Source organism: Janthinobacterium breve (genome assembly GCF_051380895.1).
GTDB lineage: Bacteria > Pseudomonadota > Gammaproteobacteria > Burkholderiales > Burkholderiaceae_D > Janthinobacterium.
Genome location: NZ_JBNYXY010000014.1, coordinates 20,806 through 36,707 on the forward strand (window position 1 = coordinate 20,806; position 15,902 = coordinate 36,707).

The 15,902-nt window shown below is 64.8% G+C and carries 13 protein-coding genes; 12 read left to right on the plus strand and 1 reads right to left on the minus strand.

From position 1 onward, the window contains the following. Window positions 1–8 precede the first annotated feature (8 nt). From ACQ4W0_RS25875 to ACQ4W0_RS25930, 12 genes are all read left to right on the plus strand, one after another. Window positions 9–854, plus strand: coding sequence for a CheR family methyltransferase (locus tag ACQ4W0_RS25875; protein ID WP_436579362.1), 846 nt, complete (start codon window positions 9–11; stop codon window positions 852–854). Window position 855: 1 nt separating this feature from the next. Next, window positions 856–1,464 (plus strand): chemotaxis protein CheB, encoded by a 609-nt coding sequence (locus ACQ4W0_RS25880; RefSeq protein ID WP_436579363.1) that lies wholly within the window; start codon window positions 856–858, stop codon window positions 1,462–1,464. A gap of 106 nt (window positions 1,465–1,570) precedes the next feature. Then, on the plus strand, window positions 1,571–2,695 hold the full coding sequence (locus ACQ4W0_RS25885) for a hybrid sensor histidine kinase/response regulator (protein WP_436579364.1): 1,125 nt from the start codon (window positions 1,571–1,573) through the stop codon (window positions 2,693–2,695). After that, window positions 2,692–6,090, plus strand: coding sequence for a hybrid sensor histidine kinase/response regulator (locus ACQ4W0_RS25890; protein ID WP_436579365.1), 3,399 nt, complete (start codon window positions 2,692–2,694; stop codon window positions 6,088–6,090). Before ACQ4W0_RS25885 ends, ACQ4W0_RS25890 begins: the two co-directional genes overlap by 4 nt. Window positions 6,091–6,138: 48 nt before the next feature. After that, window positions 6,139–6,537, plus strand: coding sequence for an MAPEG family protein (locus tag ACQ4W0_RS25895; RefSeq protein WP_436579366.1), 399 nt, complete (start codon window positions 6,139–6,141; stop codon window positions 6,535–6,537). Window positions 6,538–6,643: 106 nt separating this feature from the next. Further along, on the plus strand, window positions 6,644–8,323 hold the full coding sequence (locus ACQ4W0_RS25900; RefSeq protein ID WP_436579504.1) for a RecQ family ATP-dependent DNA helicase: 1,680 nt from the start codon (window positions 6,644–6,646) through the stop codon (window positions 8,321–8,323). Between the two features lie 91 nt (window positions 8,324–8,414). Further along, window positions 8,415–9,455, plus strand: coding sequence for a ligase-associated DNA damage response exonuclease (locus ACQ4W0_RS25905; protein WP_436579367.1), 1,041 nt, complete (start codon window positions 8,415–8,417; stop codon window positions 9,453–9,455). After that, window positions 9,448–11,091 carry an ATP-dependent DNA ligase gene (locus tag ACQ4W0_RS25910; protein ID WP_436579368.1) on the plus strand — a complete coding sequence of 548 codons (1,644 nt, stop codon included), beginning with the start codon at window positions 9,448–9,450 and terminating at the stop codon, window positions 11,089–11,091. The genes ACQ4W0_RS25905 and ACQ4W0_RS25910 overlap by 8 nt, the downstream gene beginning before the upstream one ends. Next, window positions 11,088–13,553 (plus strand): ligase-associated DNA damage response DEXH box helicase, encoded by a 2,466-nt coding sequence (locus ACQ4W0_RS25915; protein WP_436579369.1) that lies wholly within the window; start codon window positions 11,088–11,090, stop codon window positions 13,551–13,553. The genes ACQ4W0_RS25910 and ACQ4W0_RS25915 overlap by 4 nt, the downstream gene beginning before the upstream one ends. Beyond that, window positions 13,550–14,224, plus strand: coding sequence for a ligase-associated DNA damage response endonuclease PdeM (gene pdeM / locus ACQ4W0_RS25920; protein WP_436579370.1), 675 nt, complete (start codon window positions 13,550–13,552; stop codon window positions 14,222–14,224). The genes ACQ4W0_RS25915 and pdeM overlap by 4 nt, the downstream gene beginning before the upstream one ends. 193 nt (window positions 14,225–14,417) lie before the next feature. Beyond that, window positions 14,418–14,807, plus strand: coding sequence for a KGG domain-containing protein (locus ACQ4W0_RS25925; protein ID WP_436579371.1), 390 nt, complete (start codon window positions 14,418–14,420; stop codon window positions 14,805–14,807). 189 nt (window positions 14,808–14,996) lie between these two features. Next, on the plus strand, window positions 14,997–15,263 hold the full coding sequence (locus ACQ4W0_RS25930) for a hypothetical protein (RefSeq protein WP_436579372.1): 267 nt from the start codon (window positions 14,997–14,999) through the stop codon (window positions 15,261–15,263). 9 nt (window positions 15,264–15,272) lie between these two features. Here ACQ4W0_RS25930 and ACQ4W0_RS25935 read toward each other — a convergent pair whose 3' ends face one another. Next, entirely contained in the window at window positions 15,273–15,881 is a 609-nt protein-coding gene (locus ACQ4W0_RS25935) for a DUF2239 family protein (protein WP_436579373.1), read from the minus strand. Window positions 15,882–15,902 lie beyond the last annotated feature (21 nt).

Below are 15,902 nucleotides of genomic sequence, written 5' to 3' on the forward strand. Positions count from 1 at the left end.
GATGCAGCATGGATAGAAGGGTGGATGTCAAATTGCTAGATGATGATATTTTCGATATCGAATTGAAGTTATTGCTTGAAGGAATCTTGTTGAGATATCAGCACGATTTCCGCGATTATTCGGTGGCGTCGTTGCGCCGGCGCATGCGCCAGGCCATGGAGCGCTTCGGCTGTGCCAGCCTGTCGCAGTTGCAGGACCGCATCTTGCACGAGCCGGCCATGTTCGCGCAGATGCTGCAGTTTTTCACGGTGCAAGTGAGCGAAATGTTCCGCGATCCCGCGTATTTCCGCGCCTTGCGCGAAAAAGTCGTACCCGTCCTGCATACCTATCCCTCCATCAAGATTTGGGTGGCCGGCTGCAGCAGCGGCGAAGAGGTGTGGTCGCTGGCCATCTTGCTGGAAGAGGAAGGCTTGCTTGAACGCAGCATGATTTATGCAACCGATATCAATGTCGAGGCGCTGGCCGCCGCCGAAGCGGGCATCTATTCGATCGAGCGCATCGCCCAGTTCAGCGAGAATTACCAGCTGGCGGGCGGCAAGCGCTCCTTGTCCGACTATTACACGGCCGCCTACAAGGGCGCCATCTTTGACCGGCGCCTGCGGCGCCAGTTCGTCTTCGCCGACCATAGCCTGGCGACGGACAGCGTGTTTTCGGAGGTGCACATGGTTTCCTGCCGTAACGTCATGATTTATTTCAATAAAGACTTGCAAGACCGCAGCCTGGGCATGTTCCACGAAGCGCTGGTGAACCGGGGCTTCCTGGGCCTGGGCATGAAGGAGAGCCTGCATTTCAGCCGCCACGCAGCCAGCTTCAACGAGCTGAGCCCCGCTGAACGCATCTTCCAGCGGGCCTGACATGTTGCCGACCTTCGACGTGGCGCCACCGCCCGCCGGCCTGCGCCTGATCGCCATCGGCGCCTCGGCCGGCGGCGTGGAGGCGCTGGGCATCGTGCTGCGCGCCTTGCCCGCCACCTGCCGCGCGGCCGTGGTGGTGGTGCTGCACCTGGCGCCGGGCCGCTCCAGCCAGTTGCCGCAGCTGTATGCGGCGCGCTGCGCGCTGCCCTTGCGCGAAGCGCAGGACAAGGAACCGCTGCAAGGCGGCACCGTCTACTTCGCCCCGCCCGATTACCACCTGCAAATCGAACCCGATGGCTGTTTTTCCCTGTCGCAGGAAGCGCCCGTGTATTTTTCGCGCCCGTCCATCGATGTCCTGCTGGAAACGGCTGCCTACGCCTACCGGCGCGCCATGCTGGCCATCATCCTGACGGGTGCCTCGGCCGACGGCGCAGCGGGACTGGCGCGCGTGCGGCAGCTGGGCGGCAGCGCCTGGGTGCAGGAGCCAACGCGGGCCAGTTGTGGCATCATGCCGGCCGCCGCGCTCAAGCGTGCCGGCGCCGACCGCGTACTCGATTTGCCGCAGATGGCCGCCAGCCTGGCCTTGCTTGGCGATGAAGAACACAAGTGAATGGGAGTGGGGCAGTGCGTGTAATATATGTGAGAATTGAAACAATGTTTATGTCCATATCAAATCACGATGGCATCTTGCCGTTGCGATGCCTGAAGATGACTCCGTGACCGCACCTATCCATATCCTCGTCGTTGACGACATCGCGCAAAACCTGGTCGCCGCCGAAGCCGTGCTGGCACGGCCCGGTATTGTCATCCTCAAGGCAAGCTCGGGCGCACAAGCGCTGGAACTGCTGTTGACGCATGAAGTCGCACTGGCCCTGATCGACGTGCAAATGCCGCAGATGGATGGTTTCGAACTGGCCGAGCTGATACGCGGCAGCGAACGCACGCGCAGCATTCCCCTGATTTTCCTCACGGCCGCGTCGCGCGAACCGAGCTACAGTTTCCGTGGCTACGAGGCGGGCGCCGTCGATTTTCTCTACAAGCCCATCGACGTAAAAGCCTTGCAAAGCAAAGTGGCGGTGCTGGTGCAGCTGTTCCAGCAAAAGCGTGAACTGTCGGCCCAGCTCGATGAACTCAAGCAGGCGCTGCACCTCAATGAACTGTTCACGGCCGTGCTGGGCCACGATTTGCGCACGCCCTTGTCAGTGGTGATGAACGGCGCCATGCTGTTGCCGATGATGAGCGACCACCCGAAGGTGATCGTCACGGCGCAGCGCATCGAAAGCAGCGCCAAGCGCATGGGGCGCATGGTTGACCAGTTGCTGGACCTGGCGCGCATCCGTTCCGGCACGATGGAGTTGCGCAGCAGCACGCACGACTACCTGGCGCTGGCGCGCGCCATCGTCGAGGAATGCGAGACGGCGGGCCAGGCCACGCATGTCGAGGTCAGCAGTGTCGGCGAGCTGCACGGGCAATGCGATGCGGGCTTGCTGTCGCAAGTCATCTCAAATCTGTTATGCAATGCCATTACGCATGGCGAGGCGGGCACGCCGGTGCATTTGGCCCTCGACGGGCGCGCCACCGACAGCATTGAGTTGCGCATCAGCAATCGTGGTGTCATCACCGCCGCCTTGCTGCCGACCCTGTTCGAGCCCTTCCGGCAGGCGGGCGAAAAGCGCAGGACGGGGCAGGGCCTGGGACTGGGCCTGTACACGGTGAACATGTTCGTCAAAGCCCACGGCGGCACGGTCGAGCTCAGCTCCACGGCCGCGCAGGGCACGGTGGCGACCGTGCGCATCCCGCGCCAGTGCCAGGTGCGCGTGCAAGCGGGACTGGCCACATGAGCGCGCCAGCCTGGCCGCGCGGCGGCGGCAGCATGGGCGAGCTGGTGCGCCAGTACGACTGGTCCGCTACCAGCCTTGGCGCGCTCGATGGCTGGCCTGCCCATTTGCGCACCAGCGTCGACATCGTGCTCAATTCGCCGATGGCGATGGTGCTGATGTGGGGCCCGCAGCACGTGATGATCTATAACGACGATTACATCCAGATCGCCGGGGCGCGCCATCCGGCGGCGCTGGGCGGCACGGTGCCGGCCGTCTGGCCCGAAATCTGGGACTGGAATGCGCGCATCCTCGAAGCGGGACTGCGCGGCGAGACGCAGGTGCACCGTGAATGCTGTTTGCCGCTGTTGCGCGGAGGACAGCACGCGGATGTCTGTTTCGACCTGTTTTACACGCCCGTGCATGGCGCCGACGGCCAGGTGGACGGCGTGCTGTGCACGGCGCTGGAATTGACGGCGCGCATGGAAGAGGGGCGCCAGCTGAAGCTGGCCACGGCCGAACTGGGCGAACTCAACACCACCTTGCAGGCGGAGAGCGAGGCCGTGCGCGCGGCCAACCGCCGCTTGGGCGAAGAGCGCGCGCTGCTGCGCGCCCTGTTCCAACAGGCGCCCAGCTTCATGGCCCTGCTGCGCGGGCCGCAGCATGTGTTCGAGCTGGCGAATGAACATTATCTGCGCCTGGTGGGCCACCGCGATTTACTGGGCAAGACTGTCGAATCGGCCTTGCCTGAAGTCAAGGCGCAAGGCTTCATCGAACTGCTCGACCAAGTCTACCGCACGGGCGAGCCCTTCGAAGGGCGTCAGGTGAAGGTGGACTTGCAGACGGCAGATGGGCAGACGGGCCAGCGCCATATCGACTTCGTGTACCAGCCCATCAAGGATGACGAGGGCGTGGTCACGGGCATCCTGGTCGAGGGCATCGATGTCACCGAGCACATGGAAGGCGAGGAGCGGCTGCGCCTGGCCCAGCAGGCGGGCGGCATCGGCACCTTCGAATGGTTCCCCGAGACGGGCGCGATGCTGGTGTCGCCCATGTTCCGCCGCCTGTGGGGCATTGCCGACGAGGAGGACGTGACGGAACGCCTGCTGGTAAGCCTGGTCGATGCGCGCGACCAGCAAAAGGTGGGGCCCAGCAAGCTTGACCTGGCGCAAAATCCCCTCGAGTATGTGGAGTACCGCATCCGCCGCCCTGCCGATGGCGCGTTGCGCTGGATCGCGCGCCAGGGCGAGGTGGTGGCCGGCCGCGTGCTGGGCCAGCGCCGCTACGTGGGCGTGTCGTTCGACGTGACGGAGCGGCGCCAGATCGAGGATGAACTCACCGCCAGCCAGGAGCGCATGGCGGCCATTTTCGGCCAGGCCTCGGTGGGCTTGTCCGAGCTGGGCCTCGATGGCCGTTTCCAGCGCGTCAACGGTGCCCTGTGCCGCATGTTGGGCCGCTCGGCTGAAGAGCTGCTGAGTCTGAACATGAACGACATCATGCATCCGGCGGATGTGCCTGGCAACGGTGTGTTGTTCCGGCGCCTGGTGGAGACGGGTGAATCTTTCTCGCTGGAAAAGCGCTACCTGAAGCCAGATGGCTCGCAAGTATGGGTGTCGAGCAATGTCAGCCGTCTGCTGGATGAGCAGGGACAGACGCGCTCCCTGATTGCCGTCAAGACGGACATTACGGACCGGCGCCGCGTGGAAAAGGCGCTGCATGAATTGAACGAAACGCTCGAACACCGTGTCGAACAGGAGGTCAATGAGCGCACCAAGGCCGAGGATGCCTTGCGTCAGGCGCAAAAGATGGAAGCCGTGGGCCAGCTGACAGGCGGCATCGCGCACGACTTCAACAATGTGCTGCAAATCATCTCCGGCAATTTGCATTTGCTGCAGCACCTGACGGGTACGGATGGCGTGATGCGACAGCGCCTGGACACGGCGATTGCCGCCGTCGAGCGGGGCGCCAAGCTGTCGTCGCACCTGCTGGCGTTTGCGCGGCGTCAACCGTTGAAACCCGTGGTGGCCGACCTGGCGCGCGTGGTGCGCAACATGGATGCGCTGCTGCGGCGCGCCCTGGGTGAAGCGATCGATATCGTGCTGGTGGGCGGCGGCGGGCTGTGGAATACCCTGGTCGACCGCAGCCAGATCGAGAACGTCATCCTCAACCTGGCCATCAATGCGCGCGACGCCATGGATGGCGTGGGCAAGCTGACCATCGAGCTGGGCAATGTGGTGCTCGACGAGCAGTATGTGCACAAGCTGGTCGATGTGCCGGCGGGCCAGTACGTGATGCTGTCGGTGACGGACACGGGCCGCGGCATGAGCGGGCGCGTGCTGCAGCGCGCGTTCGAGCCGTTTTTCACCACCAAGCCGGAAGGCGCGGGCACGGGCCTGGGCCTGTCGATGGCGTATGGCTTCGTCACGCAAAGCCGTGGCCATATTCGCATTTACAGTGAACCTGGCGTGGGCACGGGAGTCAAAATCTATTTGCCCCGTTCCCTGATGGCCGAAGCGGACGAGGAACTGGAATTGAGCGGCGTCGTCACGGGCGGCACGGAAACGGTGCTGGTGGTGGAAGACGACGTGGGCGTGCGCACCACCGTGGTCGACATGCTGGGCGCGCTCGGCTATACGGTGCTCAAGGCCGAAGACGGCGAAAGCGCGCTGGCCGTGCTGCACAGCGGCGCGCAGATCGACTTGCTGTTTACTGACGTCATCATGCCGGGCCCCGTCAGCAGCACGGAGATGGCGCGCCAGGCGCGCGAACTGCAGCCCGATATCGCCGTCTTGTTTACTTCGGGCTACGCGCAGGATGTCATCGTGCACGAAGGGCGTCTCGACGCGGGGGTGGAATTGCTCAGCAAGCCATACCGGCGCGAAGAGCTGGCACGCAAGCTGCGCCATGTGCTGGCCAACCGCCAGCAGCAAATGCGTGCGCGCCAGTTTGAACGGTCCGGTGCGCCGGTGGCCGGCACTCCGGCGAGCGGCAGCACGGCGGCCAGCGTGCTGGGAAGTGGTACGCCGGGGCTGGACTTGACGGGCCATGCTTTGGTACCGCAGGGTGACATGCCGACATCGATGAAAATTCTCGTGGTGGAAGACAATCTCGATTCTCAGTTGATGGTATGCGAGCTGGTGGGCATGCTGGGTCACACGGTCAGCGGCGTCTCCGATGGCGAGGCGGCGTGGAAATTACTCAATGAGCAAGATTTCGATATCCTGTTTACCGATGTCAGCCTGCCCGGCATGTCCGGCATCGCGCTGGCACGCATGGTGCTGCGCGAGAAACCGGGCATGCGCATCATCTTTTCCACCGGTTATGGCAAGGAGTCGATGGATGAGTTGGGCTTTTCCGCCAGTGTCTTGCGCAAGCCCTATGATTTGACAGAGTTGCAAGCGGCACTCGACCAACCCTGACGGGCATGCGCCGACACGGCCTGCCTGTCTCAACCTGCAGAGGCACACATGACTCCTGAACTGACCATGCTAGGCTGTACTTTGGTACTGGCGCTGGTGCAAATCCTGTTGCCCGCGCTGTTACGTACGCGCGAAACAGGCACGGCCTATAACGTGAGCGCGCGCGACGGCGACGGGCCGCCTGTGGGCAAGATCACGGGCCGCTTGCAGCGGGCCCAGGCGAACCTGTTTGAAACCCTGCCCCTGTTCGCTGCCGCCGTGCTGATCGCCCACGTGACGGCGCAGGAAAGCGCGCTGACCCTGTACGGCGCCGCCCTGTACCTGGCCGCCCGCGTGCTCTACCTGCCGCTGTACGCGTTTGGCGTGCCCGTCGTGCGCACGCTGGTGTGGTGCGTGTCGATTGCCGGCTTGCTGATGCTCTTCTGGGCCATCCTGTTCGCTTCTTAAAGTCCTACGCGGACTGTAGCAGCCGTCCTATGGCGGTGCGCCGGGCGCGGCCGTAAAGTAATGGCAAGCTGGCGGCTGGCGCCGGCATGTCAGGGACCGGACCATGATGACGACCACCACTTCCGCAACGCAAGAGTCGGGTAGCGCCCGCCAGCGCAAGATCCAGCGCCTGCTGCGCGGCGTATTTGGCGTGGCGCGGCTGCGCGCCGGCCAGCAGGAAGTCATCGACAGCGTACTGGCCGGGCGCGACACCCTGGCCATCATGCCCACCGGCAGCGGCAAATCGCTGTGCTACCAGCTGCCCGCCGCGCTGTTGCCCGGTGCGACCGTGGTGGTGTCGCCGCTGATCTCGCTAATGAAAGACCAGCTGGAAAAGTTGCGGCAACTGGGCATCACGGCCGTGCAGTTCAACAGCAGCCTGTCGCGCGCCGAGGAAGACGCCGCCAGCGCCCGCATAGGCGAGGGCGGCAGGATCATCATCTTTTGCACGCCGGAACGTCTCGCCAATCCCGCATTCCTGTCCCTGCTGGGCGCCGCGCCGCCCAGCCTGGTCGTCATCGATGAAGCCCATTGCATTTCCCAATGGGGCCACGACTTCCGTCCCGCCTACCTGGAAATTGCCGCCGCCCTGCGCACGCTGGGCCGTCCGCCTGTGCTGGCGCTGACGGCCACGGCCACCGGGGAAGTGATGGCCGATATCGACGCGCAACTGGAAGCGCGCAAGCTGCAGGTCATCAATACGGGCATCTACCGCGCCAATTTGCGCTACCGCGTGATCCAGGTCACCAATGCCGGAGAAAAACAAGATGAAGTCTTGCGTCTGCTACGCGAGACTGCCGGCGTGGGCATCGTGTATGCGGCCACCGTCAAGGCCGTCGAGGATCTGACGGCGCGGCTGGAGGAAGTGGGCGAGAGCGTCACCTGCTACCACGGCAAGCTGGCGGCGCGCGAGCGCCAGCGCCACCAGGACTTGTTCATGCGCGGCGAACGCCGCATCATGGTGGCCACCAACGCCTTCGGCATGGGCATCGACAAGCCCGACACGCGCTTCGTGATTCACTTGCAGGTGCCGGCCAACCTGGAAGCGTACTACCAGGAATCGGGCCGGGCGGGGCGCGATGGCTTGCCCGCCGACTGCACCTTGTTGTATTTCCAGCAAGACAAGCGGGTGCAGCAATTCTTTCTGGCCAAGCACTATCCGACGGAAGGCGAACTGGCCACCATCGTGGCAGCAGTGCAAGAGCTGCCGGCCACCTTCGCTTTTGCTGCGCTGGCATCGGGCTTGCCGGAGTTTTCAGATGGCCACTTGAAGGTCTGCCTGAAACTGTTGAAAGACGGCAAGTTGCTGCGCCAGGACCGCAAGCTGGGCTACAGCCTGAAAGCGCCCTCGGCAAAGTCGCCGTCATACGCGCAGCTGGCGCAGATCTACGTCGACAAGCAGGAGCGCGACAAACAGGCGCTCGAGCAGATGGTGGCGTATGCGCAAAGCGGCCTGTGCCGCTGGAAACTGCTGCTCGATTACTTTGGTGATGCAGGCGATTTCGAGCGCTGCTGCACTTGCGATAATTGCCAGTCGCCGCCCGCGCTGGCGGCGCCCATTACCCTGGACGAGTTGCCGCCGGCGCCTGTCCAGGCGCAGGCACCCCATATCGCCGTCGGCAGCCGCGTGCGCGTGCCCCGTTACCAGATCGGCACCGTGCTGTTGGTGGCGGGCGACCATGTCACGATTGCGTTTCCGGAAGACACCACGCGCACTTTCATGGCCGAGTTTGTTGCACCGGCTTGAATCCATTGTGCGCTGTCTAACAGTGACCGAGCGCAAGAGCGCTAGAATCAGCCCATTCCAACGCGGTTTTTTTTAACGTAGGGAGCTGGGCATGGCAGACATGGTAGTGGTGCGCAAGGAAGGCTTGTATTGCGTGCCGGGGCAGTTTTACATCGACCCGTGGCGCCCTGTCGAGCGCGCCATTATCACGCATGCGCATGCCGACCATGCGCGCGGGGGCCACCGGCATTACCTGTGCGCCAGCGACGGCGTCAAGGTGCTGCAGGCGCGCCTGGGCGCCGTTTCCATCCAGGGTCTCGCGTATGGCGACACCATCGAACACCACGGCGTGCAGGTTTCGCTGCATCCGGCCGGCCACGTGCTCGGTTCCGCCCAGGTGCGCATGCAGCACGGCGGCGCAGTGTGGGTGGCGTCCGGCGACTACAAGCTGCAGCCCGACCCTACCTGCACGCCGTTCGAACCCGTGCGCTGCGATACCTTCATCACGGAATCGACCTTCGGCCTGCCCATCTATCGCTGGCAGGCGCCGCAGGAAATCCATGACGAGATCAACCAGTGGTGGCGCAGGAATGCGGCCGAAGGGCGCACCAGCGTACTGTTCTGCTATGCCTTTGGCAAGGCGCAGCGCATCCTGGCGGGTCTGGACGCAACCATCGGTCCCATCATCTGCCATGGCGCGGCGCAGGCATTGACGCAGGTCTACCGTGAGTCCGGCGTGGCCTTGCCGGCCACCGTGATGGTGGGCGATGTCACGGACAAGGCGGCCCTGAAGACAGCCATGGTGATCGCGCCGCCGTCGGCCTCCGGTTCGCCGTGGATGAAGCGCTTCGGCGACTACAGCGATGCGTTCGCCAGCGGCTGGATGCTGCTGCGCGGCGCGCGCCGGCGGCGCGGCGTGGACCGGGGTTTCGTGCTGTCCGACCATGCTGACTGGCCGGGCCTGATGCAAGCCATCCAGGCCACGCAGGCCGAACGCATCATCGTCACGCATGGCTCGATACCCGTGATGGTGCGCTGGCTGCAGCAAAATGGCTGGCAGGCGGGCGGCTTCGAGACGGAGTATGGCGATGACGAAGCCGATGACAGTGCGCCCGGTGCTTCCTCGGCAGCGGAGGACGTCACCCATGCGTGAATTTGCCCGGCTGTATGCGGAACTCGATGAAACCACGTCCACCAGCCGCAAGCTGGCGGCGCTGCAAGCCTATTTTCGGGACGCATCACCCGAGAACGCGGCCTGGGCCGTGTACTTCCTGGCCGGCGGCAAGCCGCGCCAGGCCGTGCCCACCAAGTTGCTGCGCGAATACGCGACCGAACGCGCCGGTCTCGATGCCTGGCTGTTCGACGAGGCCTACCACGCCGTGGGCGACCTGGCCGAAACCATCGCCCTGATCCTGCCCGCGCCCACCAGGCGCAGCGACGTCGGCCTGGCCGAGTGGGTCGAACGGCGCATCGCGCCCTTGCGCGGCGCGGCGCCCGAGACCATCCGCGCCGCCCTGCTGGCGTACTGGGACGAGCTGGAAACGCGCGAACGTTTTCTATTGATCAAGCTGATCGGCGGCGGCTTTCGCGTGGGCGTGTCCAAACTGCTGGTGACGCGCGCGCTGGCCAGCATCGCCGCCGTGGACAGCAAGCTGATCGCACAGCGCCTGATGGGCTGGACCGATGGCAAGGTCAGCCCCACGGGCGAGGGCTTCCTCAAGCTGACCGGCGCGCAGTCGGATGACGAACATGCGCTGCGCGGCGGCCAGCCTTACCCCTTCTTCCTGGCGCACCCCTTGCAGGCGCCACCGGAGACACTGGGCGACCTTGCCGACTGGCTGGTCGAATGGAAATACGACGGCATGCGCGCCCAGCTGCTGCGCCGCGATGGCGTCAACTGCTTGTGGTCGCGTGGCGAGGAATTGATCACGGAGCGTTTTCCCGAACTGGCGCAGCTGGCCTTACCCGAGGGTACGGTGCTCGATGGCGAAATCCTCATCTGGCAGCCGGGCGAGGTGCCGGCGCCATTTGCTGATTTGCAACAACGCATGGGCCGCAAGACGGTGTCGCCCAAGCTGCTGGCCGAATTGCCGGCCGTGCTGGTGGCCTACGATGTGCTGGAAGTCGATGGCGTGGATGTCCGCCAGTTGCCCCAGCTGGAACGGCGCGCGCTGCTGGAAACCCTGGTGGCCGGCGTGCGCTCTCCCACGCTGCGGCTGTCGCCGCGCATCGCCGCGGCAAGCTGGGACGCGCTGGCGGCCATCCGCGCAGAATCGCGGGCGCGCGGCGTGGAAGGCCTGATGCTCAAGGCAGTCTCGGCCGCATATGGCGTGGGCCGCACGAAAGATGTGGGCACCTGGTGGAAATGGAAGATTGACCCGTATGCCATCGACGCCGTGCTGATCTACGCCCAGGCGGGCCACGGCCGGCGCGCGTCGCTGTACACGGACTACACGTTCGCCGTGTGGGATAGTGACTGGGAGGGCGGGCATGGCGAGGAACGCAAGCTGGTGCCCTTCGCCAAGGCGTATTCGGGCCTGACTGATGCTGAAATTGGCCAAGTCGATGCGGTCATCCGCAAGACCACCATCGAGAAATTCGGCCCCGTGCGCAGCGTCAAGCCGACCATGGTGTTCGAGATCGGTTTCGAAGGCATCGCCGCGTCGAGCCGCCACAAGGCGGGTATCGCCGTGCGCTTTCCCCGCATCCTGCGCCGGCGCGAAGACAAGGCCATCGCCGACGCGGACACCCTGGCCACCTTGAAGGCCATGCTGGCCCAGGCGACATGAGCAAGAGTGCGCTGGCGCAGCGCATCGATGCCTGGTTTGCCGGGCGCGGCTGGACGATCTTTCCCTTCCAGCGCGCCGTCTGGCGCACCGCCGCACAGGGCCGCTCCGGCCTGCTGCATGCCAGCACGGGGTCCGGCAAAACGTATGCGGTCTGGTTCGGCGCCTTGCTGCGCGCCGAGCGCCTGGCGCGCAAGGGGCGGAAGCAGGGCTTGCGCGTGCTGTGGATCACGCCCATGCGGGCGTTGGCGGCCGACACCGTGCGCGCGCTGCAAGCCTCGGGTACGGAGCTCGCTCCCGGCTGGCGCATTGAGGCGCGCACGGGCGATACCAGCGCCGCGCAGCGGGCGCGGCAGGCGAAAGCCTGGCCCGAGGTGCTCGTCACGACGCCGGAAAGCCTGTCCCTGATGCTGAGCCAGATAGACGCCCAGGAACGTTTCAGCCTGCTGGAAACGGTGATCGTCGACGAGTGGCATGAATTGATGGGCAGCAAGCGCGGCGTGCAGGTGCAGCTGGCGCTGGCCCGCTTGCGCCGCTGGAATGGCGCATTGATGACGTGGGGCTTGTCGGCTACCCTGGGCAACTTGCAGCAGGCGCAGGACGTTTTGCAGGGCGAGGAAAACGCCGGCGTGCTGGTCGAAGGCAAGGTGAAAAAGCGCATCCTCGTCGACAGCCTGATCCCCGTCAACCCCACGCGCTTTCCCTGGGGCGGGCATTTGGGCATCCAGATGCTGCAGCCTTTGATTGCCGAGATCGAGGGCAGCGCCACCACGCTCGTGTTTACGAACACGCGTTCGCAGGCCGAGCTGTGGTACCAGCACCTGCTCGATGCGCGGCCGGACTGGGCGGGATTGATCGCCCTGCACCATGGTTCGCTGGACCGCGAAGTGCGCGAATGGGTCGAGCAGCACTTGAAAACGGGCGAACTGAAAGCCGTCGTGTGTACTTCCAGCCTGGACCTGGGCGTCGATTTCCTGCCCGTCGAGCGGGTGCTGCAGGTGGGCAGCGCGAAGGGTATCGCCCGGCTGGTGCAGCGGGCCGGGCGTAGCGGCCACGCGCCGGGCCGCATTTCGCGCGTCACCCTGGTGCCCACCAACAGCCTGGAACTGCTGGAAGCGGCGGCTGCCCGCGCGGCCTTGGCGCAGGGCCACCTGGAAGCGCGCCCCGTGCCGGACAAGCCGCTCGACGTGCTGGTGCAGCACCTGGTGACGATCGCCCTGGGCGGCGGCTTCGAGTCGCCGGCCCTGTACGACGAAGTGCGTGCCGCCTGGTCCTACCGCCACCTGACGCCGGACGAGTGGCAATGGGCGCTCGACTTCGTCGCCCGCGGCGGGCAAAGCCTTACCGTGTACCCGGAATACCGGCGCGTGTTGCCCGATGAGGCGAGCGTGTACCGCGTGCCAGATGCGGCGCTGGCGCGGCGCCACCGCATGAGCATCGGCACCATCGTCTCGGAAGCGGCGATCCAGGTCAAGTTCCTGGGTGGCGGACGCATCGGCAGCATCGAGGAATCGTTCATCGCGCGCCTGAAGCAGGGCGACCATTTTTTGTTTGGCGGGCGCATCCTGGAATTCGTGCGCGTGCATGAGATGACGGCGTATGTGCGGCGCGCAACAGGCAGTCGGGGCGCCGTGCCGCGCTGGCAGGGCGGCAAGATGCCGCTGTCGTCGGAACTGGCGCATGCCGTGCTGGACCAGTTGCAGCTGGCCCAAGAGGGCAAGGCCAGCGGGCCGGAAATGCGCGCGCTGGCGCCGCTGCTGGCCATCCAGCAAAAATGGTCCAGCCTGCCTACGCGCGCCAGTCTGCTGGTGGAAACCTTGTCCAGCCGCGAAGGTCATCACCTGTTCGTGTATCCGTTCGCGGGCCGCTCGGTGCACCTGGGCCTGGCGTCCCTGCTGGCCTACCGCATCGCGCGCGTGCAGCCGGCGACCTTGTCGATCGCCGTCAACGATTATGGCTTTGAATTGCTGGGCGGGGACGATATCGATTTTATGCCGCTGTTGACGGCCGCCAGCGGCGCCGATATTCCTCTGTTCAGCACGGACAACTTGCTCGAGGACGTGCTGGCCAGCCTGAACGCGACGGAATTGTCGCAGCGGCGCTTCCGTGAAATTGCCCGCATCGCCGGCCTCGTGTTCCAGGGCTATCCGGGACAGCCGAAAAGCGCGCGCCAGTTGCAAGCGTCGTCCTCCTTGTTCTTTGAAGTGTTCCGCAAGCACGACGCGGCCAATTTGCTGCTCACGCAGGCGCAGCGCGAAGTGCTGGAACAGGAACTGGAACTGACGCGCTTGCGCGCCACCTTGCGCGAGCTGCACGGCAGGCAGATTTCCCTGCAAGCGTTGGAGCGGGCTTCGCCGTTTGCCTTCGGCCTGATGGTCGAGCGTTTCCGCGAACAGCTGACGACGGAAAAGCTGTCGGACCGGGTGGCGCGCCTGGTGAGCGCGCTGGAAAAGGCGGCCGCATGAATGGCCAGCGCCCAGCACATTGCGTGGTGGAACTGGCTGGCGAGCTGGTGTGGCTGCTGGCGCACAAGGCCGTGTATTGGCCGGCGCGCAAGATGCTCATTATTGCCGACATCCATTTCGGCAAGGCGGCCGCCTTCCGTACGCTGGGCGTGCCCGTGCCGCGTGGCACCACCACGCAAAACTTGCTGGCGCTGGACGCCTTGTTGGCCAGCCATGTTTGTGAGGAAATCGTCTTTCTCGGCGACTTCCTGCACGCGCGCGCCGCGCATGCGGACGCTACTGTGGCGGCCATGCTGGCCTGGCGCACGCACCGTGCGGACGTGCGCCTGACGGTGGTGCGTGGCAACCACGATGCGCATGCGGGTGATCCGGCCGGCGCACTGGGTATCAGCATGGTGGACGAACCGCATAGCGTGGGCAATCTTTCCTTCTGCCATCACCCGGACACCGTCGCGCCCGGTTATGTGCTGGCGGGCCACTTGCATCCCGTGTTTCACTTGCGCGAGGACAGGAACGGCTTGCGCCTGCCATGTTTCCTGCTGGGCCGGCAGCGTGCCATTTTGCCATCGTTTGGCGCCTTTACGGGTGGTCATGCGGTGCGCCCAGCCGCTGGCGAGCGCGTGTACGTGACGGCGGACGCGGCGATTTTCCCGATACCCGCTAACTGCTGAGTATCTGGTACTTTTGGTGGAAAACTAAAAGTAACTGTGCCACCACGGGCGGGACTCATCCTACATGCGCTCTTGCCATCCTCCTATTACTTGCGCCCCATGTGCGCACTAAGATGAGGCTTCCCTTGCCGTGCGAGGGGGAAGAATTGCATGGTTTGCACTGTTTTCTGATTCATCGATCAAGGAGATCATCATGGCCACATCGAGCGACAATAAACAGCAAGGTAGTAAAGCCGGTAGTAGCAGTAGCAGTAGCAGTAGCAGCAGCGGCGGCGGCAACAAGCAAAGCGATACCAGCAAGCGTGGCTTCGCTTCCATGGACCCCGCTCAGCAGCGCGAAATCGCCAGCGAAGGCGGACGTGCCGCGCATGAAAAGGGTACGGCCCATGAATTCACGTCGGAAGAAGCGCGCCGCGCGGGCAGCCAAAGCCACAAAAACGATGGCAGCCGGCAAAGTGCCGCCAGTCCCGGCGGTGCGCGTGACAATCCCGGCATGAAGCAGGATGGCAACCGCGACAGTGGCAACAAGCAAAGCGGCGGTAGCGGTTCAGGGACGGGTTCGCCCGGTTCGCGCAACAAGTAAGCGGAAGCGGTAGCAGCAGGCCTGGCCGGCGGGAATTGCGCATTGCTGCTGGCCAGTCGCGTCGCTTTTCGGCCAGCCGCAAAATTTTGATGCAATGCAGCAGGCATGGACTATGATGAAATAGCTGCGCTGGTCACGGCCAATTCGCAGTCAATGTGCAATCAAATTTCACTCACGACCAGGGAGAAGATGATGGGCAACTCCACTACGCCGCAGCCCGGCAATAGTCAGGGCGGCACGCCGTCCACGGCAGGCAGCAAGCAAAGTACGGCCGAGTCGGCCGAGAGCTTTGTGCTGGTCGATAGCGAGCAAGGACTCGATATCGGCGACGATCTGTTTTCCATCGGCGAAGTGCGGCGCGCCGACCGCTTGCCCCATCATCAGTCCGGCTCGCCCGGGCAGAGCCGGCAGAGCGCCGACGATGCACCCGACACCACGGGCAGCACGGGCGTCTGACGGGGTCGCCTATCTTTCTTCACTCCCTGACCATCCCCGCTGGGCCAGCTGCAAGACGTGTTCGCGCACGTCGGTTGGCCATTCCTGTACGCACGCCAGGAACGCGGGCTGCTTGCCGGCGAACAGGGCGCGGCTGGCTTCCTCGAAGCCGGGCGCATCGCCCGCCAGCGCGTTCATGACTTTATAGGCCGCTTCGCGCGCCTGGCGCTGCTCGTCGTGCGCCTTGTTGCTGCGCTGCGCGTGTTCCACCAGTTTGCGCAAGGCTACGGAGGCGCCGCCCGCCTGCGTCGCCAGCCATTCCCAGTGACGGGGCAGCAGGGTGATTTCGCGCGCCACCACGCCCAGCTTCGGGCGGCCCGGCGTGCGGGCGGGCAGGGGCACCTCTTCCTGCGGCGCCGGCGTTGGCGCGGCTTCGCGTGGCAGGCGCTGCAGCACGTCGGCCAGGCTGCCGTGCAGGTTCAGGTCGACCTGGCTGCCGCTCGTGTCGTCGAAGATCAGGATTTGCGCCCCGGGATCGCGCGTCAGCAATTCCTTCAGCGTTTGCGCCACCGCATGCAATGTGCCGGTGGCAACTTTGTGTGGGCCCGCAAAGGCGGTGAGTCGGGTGGGTGCGTGCATGTCTTGCCTCCAATGAGTGAC

Coding starts and splice junctions, on each gene's coding strand:
- ACQ4W0_RS25875 (WP_436579362.1), top strand. CDS start 9: ATGGATAGAAGGGTGGATGTCAAATTGCTAGATGATGATATTTTCGAT.
- ACQ4W0_RS25910 (WP_436579368.1), top strand. CDS start 9,448: ATGCGTGAATTTGCCCGGCTGTATGCGGAACTCGATGAAACCACGTCC.
- ACQ4W0_RS25915 (WP_436579369.1), top strand. CDS start 11,088: ATGAGCAAGAGTGCGCTGGCGCAGCGCATCGATGCCTGGTTTGCCGGG.
- ACQ4W0_RS25900 (WP_436579504.1), top strand. CDS start 6,644: ATGACGACCACCACTTCCGCAACGCAAGAGTCGGGTAGCGCCCGCCAG.
- ACQ4W0_RS25895 (WP_436579366.1), top strand. CDS start 6,139: ATGACTCCTGAACTGACCATGCTAGGCTGTACTTTGGTACTGGCGCTG.
- pdeM (WP_436579370.1), top strand. CDS start 13,550: ATGAATGGCCAGCGCCCAGCACATTGCGTGGTGGAACTGGCTGGCGAG.
- ACQ4W0_RS25905 (WP_436579367.1), top strand. CDS start 8,415: ATGGCAGACATGGTAGTGGTGCGCAAGGAAGGCTTGTATTGCGTGCCG.
- ACQ4W0_RS25925 (WP_436579371.1), top strand. CDS start 14,418: ATGGCCACATCGAGCGACAATAAACAGCAAGGTAGTAAAGCCGGTAGT.
- ACQ4W0_RS25930 (WP_436579372.1), top strand. CDS start 14,997: ATGATGGGCAACTCCACTACGCCGCAGCCCGGCAATAGTCAGGGCGGC.
- ACQ4W0_RS25935 (WP_436579373.1), bottom strand. CDS start 15,881: ATGCACGCACCCACCCGACTCACCGCCTTTGCGGGCCCACACAAAGTT.
- ACQ4W0_RS25880 (WP_436579363.1), top strand. CDS start 856: ATGTTGCCGACCTTCGACGTGGCGCCACCGCCCGCCGGCCTGCGCCTG.
- ACQ4W0_RS25890 (WP_436579365.1), top strand. CDS start 2,692: ATGAGCGCGCCAGCCTGGCCGCGCGGCGGCGGCAGCATGGGCGAGCTG.